This window comes from Pseudomonas segetis (assembly GCF_900188155.1).
GTDB classification, from domain to species: Bacteria; Pseudomonadota; Gammaproteobacteria; order Pseudomonadales; family Pseudomonadaceae; genus Aquipseudomonas; species Aquipseudomonas segetis.
Genome location: NZ_FZOG01000004.1, coordinates 370236 through 388989, shown reverse-complemented (window position 1 = coordinate 388989; position 18754 = coordinate 370236). Strand labels below are relative to the sequence as shown.

Here is an 18754-nt window from a genome sequence, read left to right as displayed (position 1 = left end):
TGGCTAAAGAAAAATTTGAACGTAAAAAACCACACGTAAACGTTGGCACAATCGGCCACGTTGACCATGGTAAGACTACCCTGACTGCAGCGCTGACTCGCGTTTGTGCAGAGACTTGGGGCGGTGCCGCTCGTGATTTCTCCCAGATCGACAACGCTCCGGAAGAAAAAGCACGTGGTATCACCATCAACACCTCCCACGTTGAATACGATTCGCCAACCCGTCACTACGCACACGTAGACTGCCCGGGTCACGCTGACTATGTTAAAAACATGATCACTGGTGCTGCTCAGATGGACGGCGCGATCCTGGTTTGCTCGGCTGCTGATGGCCCGATGCCACAGACTCGTGAGCACATCCTGCTGTCCCGTCAGGTAGGCGTACCTTTCATCGTTGTCTTCCTGAACAAGGCTGACATGGTGGATGACGCTGAGCTGCTGGAACTGGTTGAGATGGAAGTTCGCGACCTGCTGTCGACTTACGACTTCCCAGGCGACGACACTCCAATCGTGATCGGTTCGGCGCTGATGGCTCTGAACGGTCAAGACGACAACGAAATGGGCACCACTGCCGTTCGTAAGCTGGTTGAGACTCTGGATTCTTACATCCCTGAGCCTGAGCGTGCTATCGACAAGCCGTTCCTGATGCCAATCGAAGACGTGTTCTCGATCTCTGGTCGCGGTACTGTTGTAACTGGCCGTGTTGAGCGTGGCATCGTTAAAGTACAGGAAGAAATTGAGATTGTTGGTATCCGTGATACCACCAAGACCATCTGTACTGGTGTTGAAATGTTCCGTAAGTTGCTCGACGAAGGTCGTGCTGGTGAGAACGTTGGCGTACTGCTGCGTGGCACCAAGCGTGATGACGTAGAGCGTGGCCAGGTACTGGCTAAGCCAGGCACCATCAAGCCGCACACCAAGTTCGAAGGCGAAGTGTACGTTCTGTCGAAAGAAGAGGGTGGTCGTCACACTCCTTTCTTCAAGGGCTACCGTCCGCAGTTCTACTTCCGTACTACGGACGTAACTGGTAACTGCGAACTGCCGGAAGGCGTTGAAATGGTAATGCCGGGCGACAACATCAAAATGGTTGTTACCCTGATTGCTCCAATCGCCATGGAAGATGGTCTGCGTTTCGCGATTCGCGAAGGCGGCCGTACCGTTGGTGCTGGTGTAGTTGCCAAGATCATCGAGTAATCGATTTGTCTAGAAAAAGCCCCCGCTTGCGGGGGCTTTTTTATTGGGTTGACACTGGTAAGGAGCGTCTATAGAATTGCGCCTCCTTTTAACGGGCGTACTGCGTCCGTTGGGAATCGCAGCTTGGAATCTGAGGTCAAAATGCAAAACCAACAAATCCGTATTCGGTTGAAGGCTTTTGACCATCGCCTGATCGATCAATCAACCCAGGAAATCGTGGAAACCGCGAAACGTACTGGTGCTCAGGTGCGTGGTCCGATTCCATTGCCTACTCGCAAAGAGCGGTTCACAGTTCTTACTTCTCCGCACGTCAACAAAGACGCGCGCGATCAGTTTGAAATTCGAACCCACAAGCGTGTTCTGGACATTGTCCAGCCAACGGATAAAACCGTTGACGCGCTGATGAAGCTCGATCTTGCGGCTGGCGTGGAAGTGCAGATCAGCCTCGGCTAAGACTTGGGTCTTAGTCGTGTAACGCTCTGAAATGGGCGGCCATAGCGGGTGAAAGCCCCGTACACTCATGAGGTTTACAACATGACTATTGGTGTAGTCGGTCGTAAATGCGGTATGACCCGTATTTTCACCGAAGAAGGTGTCTCCATTCCGGTTACGGTCATTGAGATCGAACCGAATCGCGTCACCCAGTTCAAAACTGAGGAGTCCGATGGCTATCGTGCAGTGCAGGTCACTGTAGGTGAGCGTCGTGCTTCGCGTGTCAGCAAGGCTCAAGCCGGTCACTTCGCCAAGGCGAACGTCGCGGCAGGTCGTGGTGTTTGGGAATTCCGTCTTGAAGAAGGCGAGTACTCAACTGGCGACTTGATCAACGCTGAAATCTTCCAAGCTGGACAGATGGTCGATGTGACCGGTCAGTCCAAGGGTAAAGGCTTTGCCGGTACCATCAAGCGTTGGAACTTCCGCGGCCAAGACAACACTCACGGTAACTCCGTGTCCCACCGTGTACCGGGTTCTATTGGCCAGTGCCAAACCCCAGGTCGCGTATTCAAGGGCAAGAAAATGTCCGGTCACATGGGTGCTGAGCGTGTGACGGTACAGTCCCTGGAAGTTGTGCGCGTAGACGCTGAACGCAACCTGCTGTTGGTCAAAGGCGCTGTTCCAGGCGCGACCGGCGGTAACTTGGTTGTGCGTCCAGCAGCTAAGACTCGCGGTTAAGGGGAAGCTGACATGCAATTAAATGTAAATGGCGCTCAAGCGATCGAAGTTTCCGAAGCGACTTTCGGCGGCGATTACAATGAGACCCTGGTTCACCAAGCAGTTGTGGCCTACATGGCCGGCGGCCGTCAAGGCAGCAAGCAACAGAAGACCCGTTCCGATGTATCTGGCGGCGGCAAGCGTCCGTGGCGTCAGAAGGGTACTGGTCGTGCTCGTGCTGGTACCACTCGTGGTCCGATCTGGCGCGGTGGTGGTGTGACTTTCGCGGCTCGTCCGCAGAATCACGACCAAAAGCTGAACAAGAAGATGTATCGCGCAGCGATCCGTTCGATTCTTGCTGAGCTGGTTCGCACTGATCGTCTGGTTGTAGTTGAAGACTTCGCTGTTGAAGCTCCGAAAACTAAAGATCTGCTGGGCAAGCTCAATGGCATGGGTCTGACTGATGTCCTGATCGTGTCTGATGCAATTGATCAAAATCTGTACCTGGCTGCTCGTAACCTGCCGCACGTCGATGTTCGTGACGTACAGGGTTCCGATCCGGTCAGTCTGATCGCGTATGAAAAGGTACTGGTTACCGTTTCTGCCGTGAAGAAATTCGAGGAGATGCTGGGATGAACCAGGAACGCGTATTTAAAGTGCTGCTGGGTCCGCACGTCTCTGAGAAAGCCACAATACTGGCCGACAAGAAAAGCCAGTTCGTATTTAAAGTTGCGACTGACGCAACCAAGCTGGAAATCAAGAAGGCCGTCGAAAGCCTGTTCAGCGTGAAAGTTGAGCGTGTTACTACTCAGAATGTTCTGGGTAAGAGCAAGCGCACCGCTCGCGGTCTGGGCAAGCGTAACGACTGGAAGAAAGCGATCATTTCGCTTCAGCCAGGCCAAGATCTCGATTTCGCCAGCAGTGCTGAGTAAGGAAGGGGTGCATCATGGCAATCGTTAAATGCAAACCGACTTCCGCTGGCCGCCGTTTTGTGGTCAAGGTGGTCAATCAGGAGCTGCATAAAGGCGCTCCTTACGCTCCGCTGCTTGAAAAGAAGTCGAAGACTGGCGGTCGTAACAACAATGGTCGCATCACTACCCGTCATATCGGTGGTGGTCACAAGCAGCATTATCGTCTGGTCGATTTCCGTCGCAACGACAAAGATGGCATTCCAGCCACTGTCGAGCGTATTGAATACGATCCGAACCGTACCGCACACATCGCCTTGTTGATGTATGCAGACGGTGAGCGTCGCTACATCATCGCACCTAAGGGTGTGAGTGCTGGTGACCAGCTGATTGCTGGAATCATGGCTCCGATCAAACCAGGTAACAGCCTGCAACTGCGCAACATTCCAGTTGGTAGCACTGTTCACGGTATTGAACTCAAGCCAGGTAAGGGTGCACAGATCGCTCGTTCCGCTGGTGCTTCGGCTCAGCTGATCGCTCGTGAAGGCGTCTATGTGACTCTGCGTCTGCGTTCCGGTGAAATGCGTAAAGTTCTGGCCGAGTGCCGTGCGACTTTGGGCGAAGTTTCGAACTCCGAGCACAGCCTGCGTTCGCTGGGTAAAGCTGGTGCTAAGCGCTGGCGTGGCGTTCGCCCGACCGTTCGTGGTGTTGCCATGAACCCGGTCGACCACCCACACGGTGGTGGTGAAGGTCGTACCTCTGGTGGTCGTCATCCGGTGTCTCCATGGGGCTTCCCTACCAAGGGTGCTAAGACTCGTGGTAACAAGCGCACCGATAATATGATCGTCCGTCGTCGCAAGTAATTAGAGGGATACGACAGTGCCACGTTCTCTGAAAAAAGGTCCTTTCATCGATCTTCACCTACTGAAGAAGATTGAAGTGGCAGTTGAAAAGAATGATCGCAAGCCAGTTAAAACCTGGTCGCGCCGTTCTATGATTCTGCCGCAAATGGTCGGTCTGACCATTGCTGTGCATAACGGCCGTCAACATGTCCCAGTTCTGGTGAACGAAGACATGGTCGGTCACAAACTCGGCGAGTTTGCTGGTACCCGCACTTATCGTGGGCACGTAGCAGACAAGAAAGCCAAGCGTTAAGGGGTTAGGAAATGGAAGTAGCCGCTAAGTTGTCGGGCGCTCGAATCTCCGCCCAAAAAGCCCGCTTGGTCGCCGACCAGATCCGCGGGAAAAAGGTGGGCGAAGCGCTCAACTTGTTGGCTTTTAGCAGTAAAAAAGCCGCCGAGATCATGAAAAAAGTGCTGGAGTCGGCTGTAGCCAACGCCGAGCATAACGAAGGCGCAGACGTTGATGACTTGAAGGTCAGCACCGTTTTCGTCAACGAAGGGCGTTCGCTGAAGCGTATCATGCCGCGTGCCAAAGGCCGCGCTGATCGCATCGTCAAGCGGTCTTGCCATATCACTGTCAAGGTTGCGGACAAGTAACGGAGTCGATCAGATGGGTCAGAAAGTACATCCCATTGGCATTCGCCTGGGAATCGTCAAGGAGCACACCTCCGTCTGGTACGCAGACGGTCGGACTTATGCGGACTATTTGTTCGCTGATCTGAAAGTGCGTGAGTATCTCCAAGACAAATTAAAAAGCGCGTCCGTAAGCCGTATCGACATTGCTCGTCCGGCTCAAACTGCACGCATCACCATCCACACTGCTCGTCCAGGTATCGTTATCGGGAAGAAAGGTGAAGATGTTGAGAAGCTGCGTCAGGACCTGACCAAGCAAATGGGTGTGCCTGTGCACATCAATATCGAAGAGATCCGCAAGCCGGAGCTCGACGGTATGCTGGTTGCGCAGAGCGTAGCTCAGCAGCTGGAGCGTCGTGTGATGTTCCGTCGCGCTATGAAGCGCGCTGTACAAAACGCCATGCGTATTGGTGCCAAGGGCATCAAAATCCAAGTGAGCGGTCGTCTCGGTGGTGCTGAAATCGCACGTACCGAATGGTATCGCGAAGGTCGTGTGCCGTTGCACACCCTGCGTGCCGATATCGACTATGCCACGTACGAAGCGCACACCACTTATGGTGTGATCGGTGTCAAGGTTTGGATCTTCAAAGGCGAAGTAATTGGTGGTCGCCACGAAGAACTGAAACCACAAGCACCTGCGCCTCGTAAAAAAGCTGCTAAGTAAGGGGTACGCCAAATGTTGCAACCAAAGCGTACGAAGTTCCGTAAGCAGATGACCGGCCACAACCGTGGTCTGGCACAGCGCGGTAGCAAAGTCAGCTTCGGCGAATTCGCCTTGAAGTCTGTTGCCCGCGGTCGTCTCACCGCCCGTCAGATTGAGTCCGCTCGTCGTGCTCTGACTCGTCACGTTAAGCGTGGCGGGAAAATCTGGATTCGCGTTTTCCCGGACAAGCCGGTTACCAAGAAGCCTCTAGAAGTGCGGATGGGTAAAGGTAAGGGTGGCGTTGAGTATTGGGTAGCCCAGATTCAGCCAGGCAAGGTCCTGTATGAAATCGAAGGCGTTTCCGAAGAGTTGGCGCGTGAGGCTTTCGCCTTGGCGGCTGCAAAGCTGCCTCTCGCCACCACTTTTGTTAAGCGGACGGTGATGTGATGAAGGCGAATGAACTTCGTGAAAAATCAGCACAGCAGCTGAACGAGCAACTGCTCGGCCTGCTGCGCGACCAGTTCAATCTGCGCATGCAGAAAGCGACTGGCCAGTTGGGGCAGTCTCATCTGCTCTCGCAAGTTAAGCGCGATATCGCTCGTGTGAAGACTGTGCTCAACCAGCAGGCAGGTAAGTGATCATGGCTGAAGCCGAAAAAACAGTCCGTACGCTGACCGGCCGTGTTGTCAGCGACAAGATGGACAAGACCATCACCGTATTGATCGAGCGTCGCGTTAAGCACCCGATCTACGGCAAATACGTTAAGCGTTCGACCAAGCTGCACGCGCATGACGAAACTAATCAGTGCAACATCGGTGACAAGGTTTCGATCCGTGAAACTCGTCCCGTAGCCAAGACCAAAACTTGGGCACTGGTTGAAGTCATCGAACGTGCAGTGGAAGTCTAAGGACTAGGGGTCGGAGAAATTATATGATTCAGACTCAATCCATGCTCGACGTTGCTGACAACAGTGGCGCACGTCGCGTTATGTGTATCAAGGTGCTGGGTGGTTCACACCGCCGTTATGCTGGCATCGGTGACATCATCAAGGTAACCGTCAAGGAAGCAATTCCTCGCGGTAAAGTGAAGAAGGGCCAGGTAATGACTGCTGTTGTAGTCCGTACCCGTCACGGCGTTCGTCGTCCTGATGGCTCTATCATTCGCTTCGATGGCAACGCTGCTGTTCTGCTGAACAACAAGCAAGAGCCTATCGGTACCCGTATCTTTGGGCCCGTGACTCGCGAACTTCGTACTGAGAAGTTCATGAAGATCGTCTCGCTCGCCCCTGAAGTGCTGTAAGGAGATCCGACATGCAAAAGATTCGTCGTGACGACGAGATCATCGTGATCGCCGGCAAAGACAAAGGTAAGCGCGGTAAGGTGCTCAAGGTTCTCGCTGACGACCGTTTGGTCGTTGGTGGGATCAACCTGGTGAAGCGTCATACCAAGCCGAACCCGATGTCGGGCGTTCAAGGCGGTATCGTTGAGAAAGAAGCGCCATTGCACGCTTCTAACGTGGCCATTTTCAATAGCGAAACCAGCAAGGCAGATCGTGTTGGTTTTAAAGTTGAAGACGGTAAAAAAATTCGTGTCTTCAAGTCGACCCAAAAAGCGGTTGATGCTTGAACACTGCTAGGTAGAGACCATGGCACGACTAAAAGAGATTTATCGGAAGGAAATTGCGCCCAAGCTCCAGGAAGAACTGAAGCTTAGCAACGTGATGGAAGTTCCGCGCATTACCAAAATCACCCTTAACATGGGCCTGGGCGAAGCGATCGGTGATAAGAAAATCATCGAGCACGCAGTTGCCGACCTGGAAAAGATCACCGGTCAGAAAGTCGTTGTGACTCATGCCCGTAAGTCGATTGCAGGCTTCAAGGTTCGTGAGGGCTGGCCGATTGGCGTTAAAGTTACTCTGCGCCGTGAGCGTATGTACGAGTTCCTGGATCGTCTGCTGTCTATCTCCCTGCCGCGTGTGCGTGACTTCCGCGGCCTGAATGCCAAGTCGTTCGACGGCCGTGGCAACTACAGCATGGGTGTTAAAGAGCAGATCATTTTCCCGGAAATCGACTACGACAAAATCGATGCCCTCCGCGGTCTGGATATTACCCTGACCACCACTGCTCGGACGGATGATGAAGGTCGCGCATTGCTGCGTGCTTTCAAATTCCCGTTCCGCAACTGATAGGAGCTGGATCATGGCCAAAATGAGCATGAGAAACCGTGAGCTGAAGCGTCAGCAAACGGTTGCCAAGTACGCCAAGAAGCGTGCTGAGCTGAAAGCCATCATCGTGGATCAGGAAGCAACTCCTGAAGCGCGTTGGGAAGCGACAGTAGCACTGCAGAAGCAGCCACGTGACGCAAGCGCCTCGCGCATGCGTAACCGCTGCCGCATTACCGGTCGTCCGCACGGCGTTTATCGCAAGTTCGGTCTGTCGCGTATCAAGCTGCGTGAAGCTGCTATGCGCGGTGACGTTCCAGGTCTGGTCAAAGCCAGCTGGTAAGTCACTGTTAGCGAGTCACCTGTTTCGCTCGGTTTACCGGGCGAATCAGGTGAATATCGCAAGCAATTTGAATCAAGCCCCTTTTGGGGCTTGATTCATTTTTGATCAGTCACTAGAATGTTCGGCTCGCCTGAGCCTGGGTTCGCCCAAAGGTGTCTGGTGACTCTAGCCGTAAGGCTAATTCTTTTTGTATCAGGAGCGTCTAGCCCATGAGTATGCAGGACCCGTTAGCGGACATGCTAACTCGTATCCGTAATGCCCAGATGGCTGAAAAGTCCGTCGTAAGCATGCCATCTTCTACTTTGAAGGTAGCCGTAGCCAAAGTTCTCAAGGACGAAGGTTATGTTGCGGATTATCAGATCAGCGGTGAAGCAAAACCGCAGCTGTCCATCGAGCTGAAATATTTCGAAGGCCGTCCGGTCATCGAAGAAGTAAAACGCGTTAGCCGTCCAGGCCTCCGCCAATACAAAGCTGTCGAAGATCTGCCGAAAGTTCGTGGCGGTCTTGGCGTGTCTATCGTCTCCACCAACAAGGGTGTGATGACGGATCGTGCTGCGCGCGCTGCCGGTGTCGGTGGTGAAGTGCTTTGTACTGTGTTCTAGGGGGAGATAAGCATGTCTCGCGTTGCTAAAAACCCCGTCAAGCTGCCTTCTGGTGTAGAGATCAAACTCGCCGGTCAGCAGCTTTCGGTGAAAGGTGCCAAGGGCACTTTGGAACTGAACGTTCACTCGTCCGTTGAAGTGGTCCAGGATTCCGGTGAGCTGCGTTTCGCTGCTCGCAACGGTGATCAGCAGACTCGCGCAATGGCCGGTACCACTCGTGCGTTGGTTAACAACATGGTAATCGGCGTCAGCGAAGGCTTCGAGCGCAAGCTCCAGTTGGTAGGTGTTGGTTATAAAGCACAAGCTAAAGGTCAGGTTCTGTCCTTGGCGTTGGGCTTCTCCCACCCAATCGACTACGAATTGCCGCAAGGCGTTACCGCCGAAACCCCTAGCCAGACCGACATCCTGATCAAGGGCGTCGACAAACAACTGGTTGGTCAGGTAGCTGCGGAGATTCGTGACTTCCGTCGTCCTGAACCTTACAAGGGCAAAGGTGTTCGTTACGCTGACGAAGTCGTCCGCCGTAAAGAAGCCAAGAAGAAGTAGGGCTAGCAAATGACCGACAAAAAAGTTACTCGACTGCGTCGCGCTCGCAAAGCACGTCTGAAAATGCACGAACTCGAAGTCGTGCGTCTCTGCGTGTATCGTTCGTCGCAGCACATCTACGCCCAGGTCATCTCGGCCGACGGCAGCAAGGTTTTGGCCACCGCGTCGACCTTGGACAAAGCACTGCGTGATAGCGCCACTGGCAATATCGACGCAGCCAAGAAAGTTGGCGAGCTGGTTGCTGAGCGTGCGAAAGCCGCTGGTGTAACTCAGGTTGCATTCGACCGTTCTGGCTTCAAGTACCACGGCCGCGTTAAGGCGCTGGCTGATGCTGCTCGTGAAGGCGGGCTGGAGTTCTAAGTTATGTCAAATAACGACCAAAAGCGCGACGAAGGCTACATCGAGAAATTGGTGCAGGTTAACCGTGTTGCTAAAACCGTAAAAGGTGGCCGTATCTTCACTTTCACCGCGTTGACCGTGGTAGGTGATGGCAAGGGTCGCGTTGGTTTCGGCCGCGGCAAATCCCGCGAAGTACCAGCTGCTATCCAGAAAGCGATGGAAGCTGCACGTCGCAACATGATCACAGTTGATCTGAACGGCACTACTCTGCAATACGCAATGAAGTCTGCTCATGGCGCCTCCAAGGTGTACATGCAGCCTGCTTCGGAAGGTACCGGTATCATCGCCGGTGGCGCAATGCGTGCTGTCCTGGAAGTGGCTGGCGTTCACAACGTACTGGCTAAGTGCTACGGCTCTACCAACCCTGTGAACGTGGTTCATGCCACTTTCAAAGGCTTGAAAGCTATGCAGTCTCCGGACTCCGTTGCGGCTAAGCGTGGCAAGAGCGTCGAGGAGATTCTCTAATCATGGCTAATACCGTAAAAGTCACGCTGATCAAAAGCGTGAACGGCCGTCTGGCTAATCACAAAGCTTGCGTCAAAGGTCTTGGCCTGCGTCGTATCAATCACACCGTTGAAGTTCTGGATACTCCAGAAAATCGCGGCATGATGAACAAAGCTTATTACCTTCTCCGCGTGGAGGGTTAACGCATGTTCCTGAATGATTTGAGTCCTGCGCCGGGTTCCCGTCGCGAGAAGCACCGTCCGGGTCGTGGTATCGGTAGTGGTTTGGGTAAGACTGGTGGCCGTGGTCACAAAGGTCAAACCTCCCGTTCCGGTGGTTCCATTGCTCCAGGTTTTGAAGGCGGCCAGCAGCCTCTGCACCGTCGTCTCCCTAAATTCGGCTTCGTCTCTCTGAAGGCTATGGATCGCGCAGAAGTGCGTACTTCCGAGCTGAACAAGATCGAAGGTGATGTAGTTACTCTGCAGGCGCTGAAGGATGCTGACCTGATTAATCAAAACGTACAGCGTGTAAAAGTCATGCTGTCCGGCGAGATTACTCGTGCAGTTACCCTTAAAGGTATCGCCGCCACCAAAGGTGCGCGCGCGGCTATCGAAGCAGCTGGCGGTAAGTTCGAGGAATAAATGGCTAAGCAAGGTGCTCTCTCAGCGCTAGGCAATGGCGGGTTATCCGAGCTCTGGGCTCGTCTGCGCTTTCTGTTCATGGCGATTATCGTCTACCGGATTGGCGCGCACATCCCTGTGCCTGGAATCAACCCTGATAGACTGGCGGATCTGTTTCGACAGAATGAGGGGACCATTCTTAGCTTGTTCAACATGTTTTCCGGTGGTGCGCTGGAGCGCATGAGTATCTTTGCATTGGGGATCATGCCGTACATTTCGGCATCGATCATCATGCAGCTCATGTCCGCTGTCAGCCCGCAACTGGAGCAGTTGAAGAAGGAAGGTGAATCTGGTCGTCGCAAGATTAGCCAGTACACCCGCTACGGCACTCTCGTCCTGGCATTCGTTCAAGCTATCGGCATGTCCGTTGGCTTGGCGAGCCAGGGCGTCGCGTTTGCAGTTGATTTCAGCTTCTACTTTGTCGCGGTCACTACGTTCGTTGCTGGTGCAATGTTCATGATGTGGCTCGGCGAGCAAATCACTGAGCGTGGTGTTGGCAACGGTATTTCGATGCTGATTTTTGCAGGCATCGTAGCCGGTCTGCCGCGGGCGATAGGGCAGTCTTTCGAGTCTGCTCGTCAGGGTGATATCAACATTTTCGCCCTTGTCGCCATCGGTTTGCTGGCAGTAGCGATCATTGGTTTCGTGGTGTTCATTGAGCGTGGGCAGCGTCGCATTGCGGTGCATTACGCCAAGCGTCAGCAGGGCCGCAAGGTTTTCGCTGCGCAGACCAGCCACTTGCCACTGAAGGTGAACATGGCGGGGGTTATCCCGGCTATCTTCGCTAGCAGCCTTCTGTTGTTCCCGGCATCGCTGGGGTCTTGGTTCGGTCAGTCCGAAGGTTTGGGCTGGCTACAAGATATCTCACAGGCTATCGCTCCTGGTCAGCCGTTGAACATTCTGCTGTTTAGTGCAGGGATCATTTTCTTCTGCTTCTTCTATACAGCGCTGATGTTCAATCCGAAAGACGTAGCGGAAAACCTGAAGAAGTCTGGTGCCTTTATTCCAGGCATCCGTCCAGGCGAGCAGTCGGCACGTTATATCGATAGCGTATTGACTCGTTTGACTTTGTTCGGAGCCATGTACATGACGGCCGTATGTTTGTTGCCCCAGTTTCTGGTGGTTGCAGCCAACGTTCCGTTCTATCTCGGCGGGACCTCGTTGCTGATTGTGGTCGTGGTTGTAATGGACTTCATGTCCCAAGTACAATCGCACCTCGTTTCGAACCAGTACGAATCCCTGATGAAGAAAGCCAACCTGAAGGGCTACGGCAGCGGCATGATGCGCTGAAGTGTCCATAAGGTTCGAGGAGTTGGTGATGAAAGTTCGTGCATCAGTGAAAAAGCTGTGCCGTAACTGCAAAATTATTCGTCGCGAAGGTGTCGTGCGAGTGATCTGCAGCGCGGAACCGCGTCACAAACAGCGCCAAGGCTGAGAGTGATAGTAGCGATATAAGCCCGACAGCTAGTGCGCTGTCGGGTTGATTATTTGTTTTTACAGCGTTAAGATCTTGCGCCCCATTTCTTGGCTTCCGGGGCGTGGGTTGCTGTCAATTGGAGTTACACTGAATGGCCCGTATTGCAGGCGTTAACATTCCGGATAACAAACACACTGTTATCTCGCTGACCTACATCTTTGGTGTTGGTCGCACAACTGCGCAGAAAATCTGTGCTGCTACTGGTGTGAACCCAGCAGCTAAAATCAAAGATCTCTCTGACGAGCAGATCGAGCAGCTGCGTGGTGAAGTCGCCAAGGTTAACACCGAGGGTGATCTGCGCCGCGAAGTTAACATGAAAATCAAACGCTTGATGGACCTGGGCTGCTATCGCGGTCTGCGCCATCGTCGCGGCCTTCCGGTCCGCGGTCAGCGTACCAAGACCAACGCGCGTACCCGTAAGGGCCCGCGTAAGCCGATCCGCAAGTAATTGCGCCCGCGAATCGACAGGAAATAAGTCATGGCTAAGCCTGCTGCTCGTACTCGTAAGAAAGTCAAAAAGACAGTTGTGGATGGCATCGCCCATATCCACGCTTCTTTCAACAACACTATCGTGACCATTACTGACCGTCAGGGCAATGCTCTGTCTTGGGCTACCTCTGGTGGTTCAGGTTTCCGCGGCTCACGTAAGAGCACCCCGTTTGCTGCCCAGGTGGCTGCAGAGCGTGCTGGTCAAGCTGCGCTGGAATACGGCCTGAAGAACCTTGACGTCAACGTCAAGGGCCCAGGTCCCGGCCGTGAGTCCGCTGTCCGTGCATTGAACGGCTGCGGTTACAAGATCGCCAGCATCACCGATGTGACGCCCATCCCGCATAACGGATGCCGTCCTTCGAAGAAGCGTCGCGTGTAATCAGGAGACAGTGAGATATGGCTCGTTACATTGGTCCCAAGTGCAAACTGTCTCGTCGTGAAGGCACAGATCTTTTCCTGAAAAGTGGCGTACGCGCCCTGGAATCGAAGTGCAACATCGAAGCAGCCCCAGGTATTCACGGCCAGCGCCGTAGCCGTCAGTCCGACTACGGTACACAGCTGCGTGAGAAGCAAAAAGTTCGTCGCATCTATGGCGTTCTTGAGCGTCAGTTCAGCGGTTATTACAAAGAAGCAGCCGGCAAGAAAGGCGCTACTGGTGAGAACCTCCTGCAACTGCTCGAGTGCCGTCTGGACAACGTAGTTTACCGTATGGGCTACGGCGCAACCCGCGCTGAATCCCGTCAGTTGGTTTCGCACAAAGCGATCTCCATCAACGGCAAAACTGTAAACGTCCCGTCCTACCAGGTTAAAGCTGGTGACGTAGTTGCAGTACGCGAGAAATCGAAGAATCAGCTGCGCATTGCTCAGGCTCTTGAGCTGTGTGCCCAGCGCGGCCGCGTTGAATGGGTAGAAGTTGACACTGAAAAGAAATCGGGCGTTTTCAAAGCCGTCCCAGTTCGCAGTGACCTCTCCGCCGACATCAACGAAAGCCTGATTGTCGAGCTCTACTCCAAGTAAGGGCTAGAAAAAAGGGTGCATCCATGCAGATTTCGGTAAATGAGTTCCTGACCCCCCGCCATATTGATGTGCAGGTGGTTAGTCCGACCCGCGCCAAGATCACTCTCGAGCCTCTCGAGCGTGGCTTTGGCCATACCCTGGGCAACGCGCTGCGTCGCATCTTGTTGTCCTCCATGCCTGGCTGTGCAGTAGTCGAGGCCGAGATTGACGGTGTGCTCCATGAGTACAGCGCAATCGAAGGTGTTCAGGAAGACGTTATTGAAATCCTGCTCAACCTTAAAGGTCTGGCTGTCAAACTGCACGGTCGTGACGAAGTGACACTGACTCTGGCGAAGAAGGGCTCGGGCGTAGTTACCGCTGCCGATATTCAGCTGGATCATGATGTTGAAATCGTCAATGGCGACCACGTAATTGCCAATATGGCTTCTACTGGCGCGCTGAACATGAAGCTCACTGTAGCTCGTGGTCGCGGCTATGAGCCAGCTGACTCCCGTCAGAGCGATGAAGATGAAAGCCGCAGCATTGGTCGCTTGCAGCTGGATTCATCGTTCAGCCCGGTGCGTCGTGTCTCTTACGTGGTGGAAAATGCTCGTGTTGAGCAGCGCACCAACTTGGACAAACTGGTTATCGACCTGGAGACCAACGGTACTCTGGATCCTGAAGAGGCAATTCGTCGTGCCGCTACCATCCTGCAACAGCAGTTGGCAGCGTTCGTCGACCTCAAAGGTGACAGCGAGCCTGTTGTGATCGAGCAAGAAGACGAGATCGATCCGATCCTGCTTCGCCCGGTTGATGATCTGGAACTGACCGTTCGTTCGGCAAACTGCCTCAAAGCAGAGAACATTTACTACATCGGCGACCTGATTCAGCGTACCGAAGTAGAACTGTTGAAAACACCGAACTTGGGCAAGAAATCCCTGACTGAAATCAAGGATGTTCTGGCTTCTCGCGGTCTGTCCCTCGGTATGCGCCTCGACAACTGGCCGCCGGCAAGTCTGAAGAAAGACGATAAGGCTACTGCCTAATCGTCATCATCACCGAACGAGAGTTTGGTAAGGAATTGAACCATGCGTCATCGTAAAAGTGGCCGTCACCTCAGCCGCACAAGCGCTCACCGCAAGGCCATGTTTCAAAACATGGCGGTATCGCTGTTCGAGCACGAGCTGATCAAAACTACTCTTCCGAAAGCAAAAGAGCTGCGTCGCGTTGCCGAGCCGCTGATCACTTTGGCTAAAGAAGATAGCGTTGCTAACCGCCGTTTGGCATTCGATCGTACTCGTTCGAAAGCTATCGTTGGTAAGTTGTTCAACGACCTGGGCAAGCGCTATGCCACCCGTCAGGGCGGTTATCTGCGTATCCTCAAGTGCGGTTTCCGCGCTGGTGACAACGCTCCTATGGCTTATGTTGAGCTGGTTGACCGTCCGGTCGGCGGCACAGTAGAAGCTGCAGAGTAAGTTGTAGGTTGTAGAAAAAACCGGGCCTGGCCCGGTTTTTTTGTTTCTCGGGTGAACAATATTCCGCACGTCGTGTTTAATATTGTGTGCAAGCCCGGCCTCAGGTAATGTTCTTGGAACTCTGATTCCTCATAAGAACAAGCACATGTCCGAACCTACTGCCCTGAGCTTAATCCCTCCTGTTGTTGTTCTCGTACTCGCCGTTTGGCTGCGTCGTCCCATTCTTGCTTTAGTGCTTGGCGCGATTTCCGGCTTGATGATGATTTCACCCACCAGTGCGCTTCACAGCTTTTCCGAGATATCACTCAAGGTCATGCAGGATGAAACCATTGGCTGGCTGATCCTGGTCTGTGGCAGCTTCGGTGCGCTTATTGCCCTGCTCGTGCGCACAGGTGGCGCCCAAGCCTTTGGTCGCGCCTCGATCAAACTGGCCAAAGGGCGGCGCTCGTCATTGCTCATGACCTGTGTACTTGGGCTGGTTATCTTCATTGACGACTATCTCAATGCGCTGACCGTGGGCGAAACCATGAAGCGCGTGACCGACCGCTTCAAGGTCTCCCGCGAGATGCTCGCCTATATTGTCGACTCGACTGCTGCGCCTGTCTGCGTGCTTGTCCCGTTGTCGACATGGGCGGTGTTCTTCGGCGGTTTGCTTGAGAACAATGGTATTGCTGAAAGCGGGCAGGGGATCACTGTCTACATGAGCGCCATTCCCTACATGTTCTATGCCTGGTTGTCTGTTGTGCTCGTGCTGCTAGTTGCTGCTGGTGTTGTCCCAGCCATAGGCCCTATGCGCAAGGCTGAAATGCTCGCCCAGCACGGCTCGGCTGGGGCAATGCACGTCAGTGAGTTCAGTCCCGAGCACAACTATGCAATGAAGGCAGTTGAAGCCGAGCACAAGAGCGCCGAGGATGTGGAAGGCAAGCTGTATAACTTCCTGGTTCCGCTACTGCTGCTGGTTGGTTTTACCCTGTATTTCGATATTGATGTGTGGATGGGCATGCTCGCGACCATGGCGCTGGTCGTGCCCTTCTATCTGGTGCAGGGCCTGATGCCTCTTGCAGAAATGCTTGAGCAGATGATGGACGGTTTCAAGACCATGTTGCCGGCCATTGGCACTGTTATCGCAGCGTTTATTTTCAAAGAAGTCTGTGATCAGTTGCAGTTATCGTTATTTGTCGTGGAGTCGCTCAAGCCTTTCATGACTGCGCAGCTGTTGCCAGCCATGGTGTTCTTGAGCATGGCGGTGCTGGCATTTGCTACTGGCTCGTCCTGGGGCATTTTTGCGGTAACAATCCCGATAGTGATGCCGCTGGCCTATGCCCTCGACGCCAATATTCCCCTGGTTATCGGTGCACTGATGTCGGCTTCGGCCTTTGGCAGCCAGGCGTGTTTCTACAGTGACTCAACTGTTCTGGCGGCCCAGGGTTCAGGTTGCAACCTGATCAGTCATGCAATTACCCAGCTGCCCTATGCGCTGATCGCGGCAGGCCTGACCTTTGTGGGCTTTATTCTGATTGCCTAAGAGTTTTTAACTATCAGGACGGTTTGCTCAATACATTGGCTCTCTTTTCTAGGCAAGATTAACCTTGATTCATCGCTGGCCTGACAGCCCGGTCGATTGGATCTAATAAGGAGAGAGCTCATGAGCAGCAAGCCTATGTTGTCTACCAGTGCTGGTAGCCCGATTGCCGACAACCAAAATTCTCTTAGTGCAGGCCCGCGTGGTCCACTGTTGATGCAAGACTACCAACTGATTGAAAAGCTCGCGCACCAGAATCGCGAGCGCATTCCTGAGCGAGCCGTGCATGCCAAGGGCTGGGGAGCTTACGGCACGCTGACCATTACCCATGACATCAGCCGCTATTCGAAAGCCAAAGTATTGCAGAAGGGCAGCAAGACCCAGATGCTTGCCCGTTTCTCGACCGTTGCGGGTGAGCAGGGTGCGGCTGATGCCGAGCGTGATGTGCGTGGTTTTTCCCTGAAGTTCTATACCGAAGAGGGCAACTGGGATCTGGTGGGCAACAACACGCCGGTATTTTTCGTTCGCGACCCCTACAAGTTTCCGGACTTTATCCACACGCAAAAGCGTCACCCAAAAACCAATCTGCGTTCAGCCACTGCAATGTGGGATTTCTGGTCGCTGTCCCCGGAATCACTGCATCAGGTGACTATCCTGATGTCCGATCGCGGCTTGCCGACGGATGTTCGTCATATCAATGGCTACGGCTCGCATACCTTTAGCCTGCTTAACGCAGAAAATGAACGCGTCTGGGTCAAGTTCCACTTCAAGACCAAGCAGGGTCACAAGCATTGGACCAATGCCGAGGCACAAGTAGTTGTCGGTAAAAGCCGGGAAACGACGCAGGAAGACTTGTTTGGCAGTATTGAAAAGGGTGATTTCCCCAAGTGGGGCTTCTTTATTCAGGTGATGACAGAGGAGCAGGCCAAGCACACCAGCTTCAATCCGTTCGACCTGACCAAGGTCTGGCCGCATGGTGATTTCCCATTGATCGAGGTGGGTGAGCTTGAGCTCAATGCCAACCCTGAAAACTATTTTGCCGAGATCGAACAAGCAGCTTTCTCGCCATCGAACGTGGTGCCTGGTATTGGTTTTTCGCCGGACAAAATGCTGCAGGCGCGGGTCTTTTCCTATGCGGATGCCCATCGCTACCGCCTGGGGACGCACTATGAGGCATTGCCGGTAAACGCACCGAAGAGTCCTGTGCACCATTATCACAAGGACGGTTCCATGCGTTTCTTTACGGCGAACTCAAATCCGGATGCCTATTACGAGCCTAACTCGTTCAATGGCCCTGCGCAGGCGCCGCAATATGCTGAGCCGCCATTGCCGCTGGAAGGTGATGCTGATCGATTCAATCATCGTGTAGGCAACGATGATTACAGCCAGCCGCGGGCCTTGTTCAACTTGTTTGACGAGGGGCAAAAGCAGCGTCTGTTCAGCAATATTGCCGAGGCCATGGCCGGTGTGCCGGATTTCATTGTTGAGCGCCAGTTGGCTCATTTTGACCAGGTGCATCCGGACTACGGCAATGGTGTGCGACAGGCGTTAAAAGCCAATCGTTAGTATTCACACCAGCAACCACGGGGCCTCCAGCGATGGTGGCCCCTTTTTTTTACTTGACCTGTGTCCGCTTGGGGTTGAGCATATGCAAATATTCAGAGCGTTTGTGTCAGGAGCGGTAGATGAAAGGCCATCAGGAAGTAATCGATTATTTCAAAGTACTGCTCAAAGGCGAGCTGGCTGCCCGTGATCAGTATTTTGTGCACTCACGCTATTACGAAGACTGGGGTTTTACCAAGCTGTATGAGCGTATCAATCACGAGATGGAAGAAGAGACCCAGCACGCCGATGCGTTGCTCAAGCGGATCTTGTTCCTTGAAGGTACGCCTGACATGACGCCGGATGCCTTTGTTTTTGGTCAAAGTGTGCCTGAGATGCTCAAGCTTGACCTGGCTCTGGAGTATCACGTGCGCGCAGCCCTGTGTAAGGGCATTGAGCTATGCGAACGCCTGCAGGACTACCCAAGTCGCGATATTTTGCTGGCCCAGCTTAAAGACACCGAAGAAGATCACGCCTACTGGCTGGAGATTCAGCTGCAACTGATCGACAAGATGGGCCTGGAAAACTACCTGCAAGCGCAGATGTAATTTAAACCCGGCACAACCCAAATTGATTGCCTAGGGTGTGACA

32 protein-coding genes are annotated in these 18754 nt (G+C 53.6%); all 32 read left to right on the top strand.

The features are described 5' to 3' along the window. A partial coding sequence (tuf, locus tag CHB79_RS15795) for an elongation factor Tu (RefSeq protein ID WP_089360595.1) occupies positions 1–1193 on the top strand: 1193 nt, incomplete at its 5' end. A gap of 141 nt (positions 1194–1334) precedes the next feature. Further along, positions 1335–1646: a 30S ribosomal protein S10 gene (gene rpsJ, locus CHB79_RS15790; protein WP_010486970.1), complete on the top strand. Its 312-nt coding sequence runs from the start codon at positions 1335–1337 to the stop codon at positions 1644–1646. An 81-nt stretch (positions 1647–1727) separates the two neighbouring features. Further along, a complete protein-coding gene (gene rplC, locus CHB79_RS15785) occupies positions 1728–2363 on the top strand; it encodes a 50S ribosomal protein L3 (protein WP_089360594.1) in 636 nt (211 codons plus the stop codon). Between the two features lie 12 nt (positions 2364–2375). Then, positions 2376–2978, top strand: a complete 603-nt coding sequence (rplD, locus tag CHB79_RS15780; RefSeq protein WP_010486975.1) for a 50S ribosomal protein L4 — start codon at positions 2376–2378, stop codon at positions 2976–2978. Then, complete coding sequence (gene rplW, locus CHB79_RS15775; protein WP_010486977.1) at positions 2975–3274, top strand: 50S ribosomal protein L23; 300 nt, start codon at positions 2975–2977, stop codon at positions 3272–3274. The genes rplD and rplW overlap by 4 nt, the downstream gene beginning before the upstream one ends. A gap of 14 nt (positions 3275–3288) precedes the next feature. Then, positions 3289–4113, top strand: a complete 825-nt coding sequence (gene rplB / locus CHB79_RS15770) for a 50S ribosomal protein L2 (RefSeq protein WP_010486979.1) — start codon at positions 3289–3291, stop codon at positions 4111–4113. A 16-nt stretch (positions 4114–4129) separates the two neighbouring features. Continuing rightward, entirely contained in the window at positions 4130–4405 is a 276-nt protein-coding gene (rpsS, locus tag CHB79_RS15765) for a 30S ribosomal protein S19 (protein ID WP_010486981.1), read from the top strand. Positions 4406–4416: 11 nt separating this feature from the next. Next, positions 4417–4749 carry a 50S ribosomal protein L22 gene (gene rplV / locus CHB79_RS15760; protein ID WP_003103908.1) on the top strand — a complete coding sequence of 111 codons (333 nt, stop codon included), beginning with the start codon at positions 4417–4419 and terminating at the stop codon, positions 4747–4749. A gap of 13 nt (positions 4750–4762) precedes the next feature. Next, a complete protein-coding gene (gene rpsC / locus CHB79_RS15755) occupies positions 4763–5449 on the top strand; it encodes a 30S ribosomal protein S3 (RefSeq protein WP_010486985.1) in 687 nt (228 codons plus the stop codon). A gap of 12 nt (positions 5450–5461) precedes the next feature. After that, entirely contained in the window at positions 5462–5875 is a 414-nt protein-coding gene (gene rplP, locus CHB79_RS15750) for a 50S ribosomal protein L16 (RefSeq protein WP_003243901.1), read from the top strand. Beyond that, positions 5875–6066 (top strand): 50S ribosomal protein L29, encoded by a 192-nt coding sequence (gene rpmC, locus CHB79_RS15745; protein WP_002555481.1) that lies wholly within the window; start codon positions 5875–5877, stop codon positions 6064–6066. Before rplP ends, rpmC begins: the two co-directional genes overlap by 1 nt. Positions 6067–6068: 2 nt before the next feature. After that, entirely contained in the window at positions 6069–6335 is a 267-nt protein-coding gene (gene rpsQ / locus CHB79_RS15740) for a 30S ribosomal protein S17 (RefSeq protein ID WP_010486991.1), read from the top strand. Between the two features lie 23 nt (positions 6336–6358). Next, positions 6359–6727 carry a 50S ribosomal protein L14 gene (rplN, locus tag CHB79_RS15735; RefSeq protein WP_003281831.1) on the top strand — a complete coding sequence of 123 codons (369 nt, stop codon included), beginning with the start codon at positions 6359–6361 and terminating at the stop codon, positions 6725–6727. 11 nt (positions 6728–6738) lie between these two features. After that, positions 6739–7053: a 50S ribosomal protein L24 gene (gene rplX / locus CHB79_RS15730; protein WP_010486994.1), complete on the top strand. Its 315-nt coding sequence runs from the start codon at positions 6739–6741 to the stop codon at positions 7051–7053. 19 nt (positions 7054–7072) lie between these two features. After that, positions 7073–7612, top strand: coding sequence for a 50S ribosomal protein L5 (gene rplE, locus CHB79_RS15725; protein WP_010486996.1), 540 nt, complete (start codon positions 7073–7075; stop codon positions 7610–7612). A 13-nt stretch (positions 7613–7625) separates the two neighbouring features. Beyond that, the gene (gene rpsN, locus CHB79_RS15720; protein ID WP_010486998.1) at positions 7626–7931 is read left to right on the top strand and encodes a 30S ribosomal protein S14; all 306 of its coding nucleotides are present in this window, start codon (positions 7626–7628) and stop codon (positions 7929–7931) included. Between the two features lie 209 nt (positions 7932–8140). Then, positions 8141–8533: a 30S ribosomal protein S8 gene (gene rpsH / locus CHB79_RS15715; RefSeq protein WP_010486999.1), complete on the top strand. Its 393-nt coding sequence runs from the start codon at positions 8141–8143 to the stop codon at positions 8531–8533. Positions 8534–8545: 12 nt separating this feature from the next. After that, complete coding sequence (gene rplF, locus CHB79_RS15710; protein WP_010487001.1) at positions 8546–9079, top strand: 50S ribosomal protein L6; 534 nt, start codon at positions 8546–8548, stop codon at positions 9077–9079. 9 nt (positions 9080–9088) lie between these two features. Further along, a complete protein-coding gene (rplR, locus tag CHB79_RS15705) occupies positions 9089–9439 on the top strand; it encodes a 50S ribosomal protein L18 (protein ID WP_010487002.1) in 351 nt (116 codons plus the stop codon). A 3-nt stretch (positions 9440–9442) separates the two neighbouring features. Beyond that, positions 9443–9943, top strand: a complete 501-nt coding sequence (gene rpsE, locus CHB79_RS15700; RefSeq protein WP_010487004.1) for a 30S ribosomal protein S5 — start codon at positions 9443–9445, stop codon at positions 9941–9943. A 2-nt stretch (positions 9944–9945) separates the two neighbouring features. After that, positions 9946–10125 carry a 50S ribosomal protein L30 gene (rpmD, locus tag CHB79_RS15695; protein ID WP_010487007.1) on the top strand — a complete coding sequence of 60 codons (180 nt, stop codon included), beginning with the start codon at positions 9946–9948 and terminating at the stop codon, positions 10123–10125. Between the two features lie 3 nt (positions 10126–10128). Further along, entirely contained in the window at positions 10129–10563 is a 435-nt protein-coding gene (gene rplO, locus CHB79_RS15690) for a 50S ribosomal protein L15 (protein WP_010487008.1), read from the top strand. Then, positions 10564–11892 (top strand): preprotein translocase subunit SecY, encoded by a 1329-nt coding sequence (gene secY / locus CHB79_RS15685; RefSeq protein ID WP_087515490.1) that lies wholly within the window; start codon positions 10564–10566, stop codon positions 11890–11892. Between the two features lie 28 nt (positions 11893–11920). Beyond that, positions 11921–12037 carry a 50S ribosomal protein L36 gene (gene rpmJ, locus CHB79_RS15680; protein ID WP_002555468.1) on the top strand — a complete coding sequence of 39 codons (117 nt, stop codon included), beginning with the start codon at positions 11921–11923 and terminating at the stop codon, positions 12035–12037. 133 nt (positions 12038–12170) lie between these two features. Next, a complete protein-coding gene (gene rpsM / locus CHB79_RS15675) occupies positions 12171–12527 on the top strand; it encodes a 30S ribosomal protein S13 (RefSeq protein WP_010487012.1) in 357 nt (118 codons plus the stop codon). A 30-nt stretch (positions 12528–12557) separates the two neighbouring features. After that, positions 12558–12947, top strand: coding sequence for a 30S ribosomal protein S11 (rpsK, locus tag CHB79_RS15670; protein WP_013789773.1), 390 nt, complete (start codon positions 12558–12560; stop codon positions 12945–12947). A gap of 17 nt (positions 12948–12964) precedes the next feature. Beyond that, positions 12965–13585 carry a 30S ribosomal protein S4 gene (rpsD, locus tag CHB79_RS15665; RefSeq protein ID WP_087515491.1) on the top strand — a complete coding sequence of 207 codons (621 nt, stop codon included), beginning with the start codon at positions 12965–12967 and terminating at the stop codon, positions 13583–13585. Between the two features lie 23 nt (positions 13586–13608). After that, entirely contained in the window at positions 13609–14610 is a 1002-nt protein-coding gene (locus CHB79_RS15660) for a DNA-directed RNA polymerase subunit alpha (RefSeq protein ID WP_087515492.1), read from the top strand. Positions 14611–14652: 42 nt separating this feature from the next. Further along, entirely contained in the window at positions 14653–15039 is a 387-nt protein-coding gene (gene rplQ, locus CHB79_RS15655; protein WP_010487018.1) for a 50S ribosomal protein L17, read from the top strand. A 145-nt stretch (positions 15040–15184) separates the two neighbouring features. Continuing rightward, positions 15185–16564 (top strand): Na+/H+ antiporter NhaC family protein, encoded by a 1380-nt coding sequence (locus CHB79_RS15650; RefSeq protein WP_089360593.1) that lies wholly within the window; start codon positions 15185–15187, stop codon positions 16562–16564. Positions 16565–16684: 120 nt separating this feature from the next. Further along, entirely contained in the window at positions 16685–18127 is a 1443-nt protein-coding gene (locus tag CHB79_RS15645) for a catalase (protein ID WP_089360592.1), read from the top strand. 119 nt (positions 18128–18246) lie between these two features. Then, positions 18247–18711, top strand: a complete 465-nt coding sequence (bfr, locus tag CHB79_RS15640) for a bacterioferritin (RefSeq protein ID WP_089360591.1) — start codon at positions 18247–18249, stop codon at positions 18709–18711. Positions 18712–18754 lie beyond the last annotated feature (43 nt).

Excerpts from the sequence above, each read along its gene's own strand:
- rpsQ (WP_010486991.1), top strand. The coding sequence starts at position 6,069 with ATGGCTGAAGCCGAAAAAACAGTCCGTACGCTGACCGGCCGTGTTGTC.
- rplE (WP_010486996.1), top strand. The coding sequence starts at position 7,073 with ATGGCACGACTAAAAGAGATTTATCGGAAGGAAATTGCGCCCAAGCTC.
- bfr (WP_089360591.1), top strand. The coding sequence starts at position 18,247 with ATGAAAGGCCATCAGGAAGTAATCGATTATTTCAAAGTACTGCTCAAA.
- secY (WP_087515490.1), top strand. The coding sequence starts at position 10,564 with ATGGCTAAGCAAGGTGCTCTCTCAGCGCTAGGCAATGGCGGGTTATCC.
- rplC (WP_089360594.1), top strand. The coding sequence starts at position 1,728 with ATGACTATTGGTGTAGTCGGTCGTAAATGCGGTATGACCCGTATTTTC.
- rplD (WP_010486975.1), top strand. The coding sequence starts at position 2,376 with ATGCAATTAAATGTAAATGGCGCTCAAGCGATCGAAGTTTCCGAAGCG.
- CHB79_RS15650 (WP_089360593.1), top strand. The coding sequence starts at position 15,185 with ATGTCCGAACCTACTGCCCTGAGCTTAATCCCTCCTGTTGTTGTTCTC.
- rplN (WP_003281831.1), top strand. The coding sequence starts at position 6,359 with ATGATTCAGACTCAATCCATGCTCGACGTTGCTGACAACAGTGGCGCA.
- rpmJ (WP_002555468.1), top strand. The coding sequence starts at position 11,921 with ATGAAAGTTCGTGCATCAGTGAAAAAGCTGTGCCGTAACTGCAAAATT.
- rplQ (WP_010487018.1), top strand. The coding sequence starts at position 14,653 with ATGCGTCATCGTAAAAGTGGCCGTCACCTCAGCCGCACAAGCGCTCAC.
- rpsH (WP_010486999.1), top strand. The coding sequence starts at position 8,141 with ATGAGTATGCAGGACCCGTTAGCGGACATGCTAACTCGTATCCGTAAT.
- rplR (WP_010487002.1), top strand. The coding sequence starts at position 9,089 with ATGACCGACAAAAAAGTTACTCGACTGCGTCGCGCTCGCAAAGCACGT.
- rpsD (WP_087515491.1), top strand. The coding sequence starts at position 12,965 with ATGGCTCGTTACATTGGTCCCAAGTGCAAACTGTCTCGTCGTGAAGGC.
- rplO (WP_010487008.1), top strand. The coding sequence starts at position 10,129 with ATGTTCCTGAATGATTTGAGTCCTGCGCCGGGTTCCCGTCGCGAGAAG.
- rpsM (WP_010487012.1), top strand. The coding sequence starts at position 12,171 with ATGGCCCGTATTGCAGGCGTTAACATTCCGGATAACAAACACACTGTT.
- rpmC (WP_002555481.1), top strand. The coding sequence starts at position 5,875 with ATGAAGGCGAATGAACTTCGTGAAAAATCAGCACAGCAGCTGAACGAG.
- rplX (WP_010486994.1), top strand. The coding sequence starts at position 6,739 with ATGCAAAAGATTCGTCGTGACGACGAGATCATCGTGATCGCCGGCAAA.
- rpmD (WP_010487007.1), top strand. The coding sequence starts at position 9,946 with ATGGCTAATACCGTAAAAGTCACGCTGATCAAAAGCGTGAACGGCCGT.
- CHB79_RS15645 (WP_089360592.1), top strand. The coding sequence starts at position 16,685 with ATGAGCAGCAAGCCTATGTTGTCTACCAGTGCTGGTAGCCCGATTGCC.
- rpsC (WP_010486985.1), top strand. The coding sequence starts at position 4,763 with ATGGGTCAGAAAGTACATCCCATTGGCATTCGCCTGGGAATCGTCAAG.
- rplB (WP_010486979.1), top strand. The coding sequence starts at position 3,289 with ATGGCAATCGTTAAATGCAAACCGACTTCCGCTGGCCGCCGTTTTGTG.
- CHB79_RS15660 (WP_087515492.1), top strand. The coding sequence starts at position 13,609 with ATGCAGATTTCGGTAAATGAGTTCCTGACCCCCCGCCATATTGATGTG.
- rpsE (WP_010487004.1), top strand. The coding sequence starts at position 9,443 with ATGTCAAATAACGACCAAAAGCGCGACGAAGGCTACATCGAGAAATTG.
- rplV (WP_003103908.1), top strand. The coding sequence starts at position 4,417 with ATGGAAGTAGCCGCTAAGTTGTCGGGCGCTCGAATCTCCGCCCAAAAA.
- rpsK (WP_013789773.1), top strand. The coding sequence starts at position 12,558 with ATGGCTAAGCCTGCTGCTCGTACTCGTAAGAAAGTCAAAAAGACAGTT.
- rpsN (WP_010486998.1), top strand. The coding sequence starts at position 7,626 with ATGGCCAAAATGAGCATGAGAAACCGTGAGCTGAAGCGTCAGCAAACG.
- rpsJ (WP_010486970.1), top strand. The coding sequence starts at position 1,335 with ATGCAAAACCAACAAATCCGTATTCGGTTGAAGGCTTTTGACCATCGC.
- rplW (WP_010486977.1), top strand. The coding sequence starts at position 2,975 with ATGAACCAGGAACGCGTATTTAAAGTGCTGCTGGGTCCGCACGTCTCT.
- rplF (WP_010487001.1), top strand. The coding sequence starts at position 8,546 with ATGTCTCGCGTTGCTAAAAACCCCGTCAAGCTGCCTTCTGGTGTAGAG.
- rplP (WP_003243901.1), top strand. The coding sequence starts at position 5,462 with ATGTTGCAACCAAAGCGTACGAAGTTCCGTAAGCAGATGACCGGCCAC.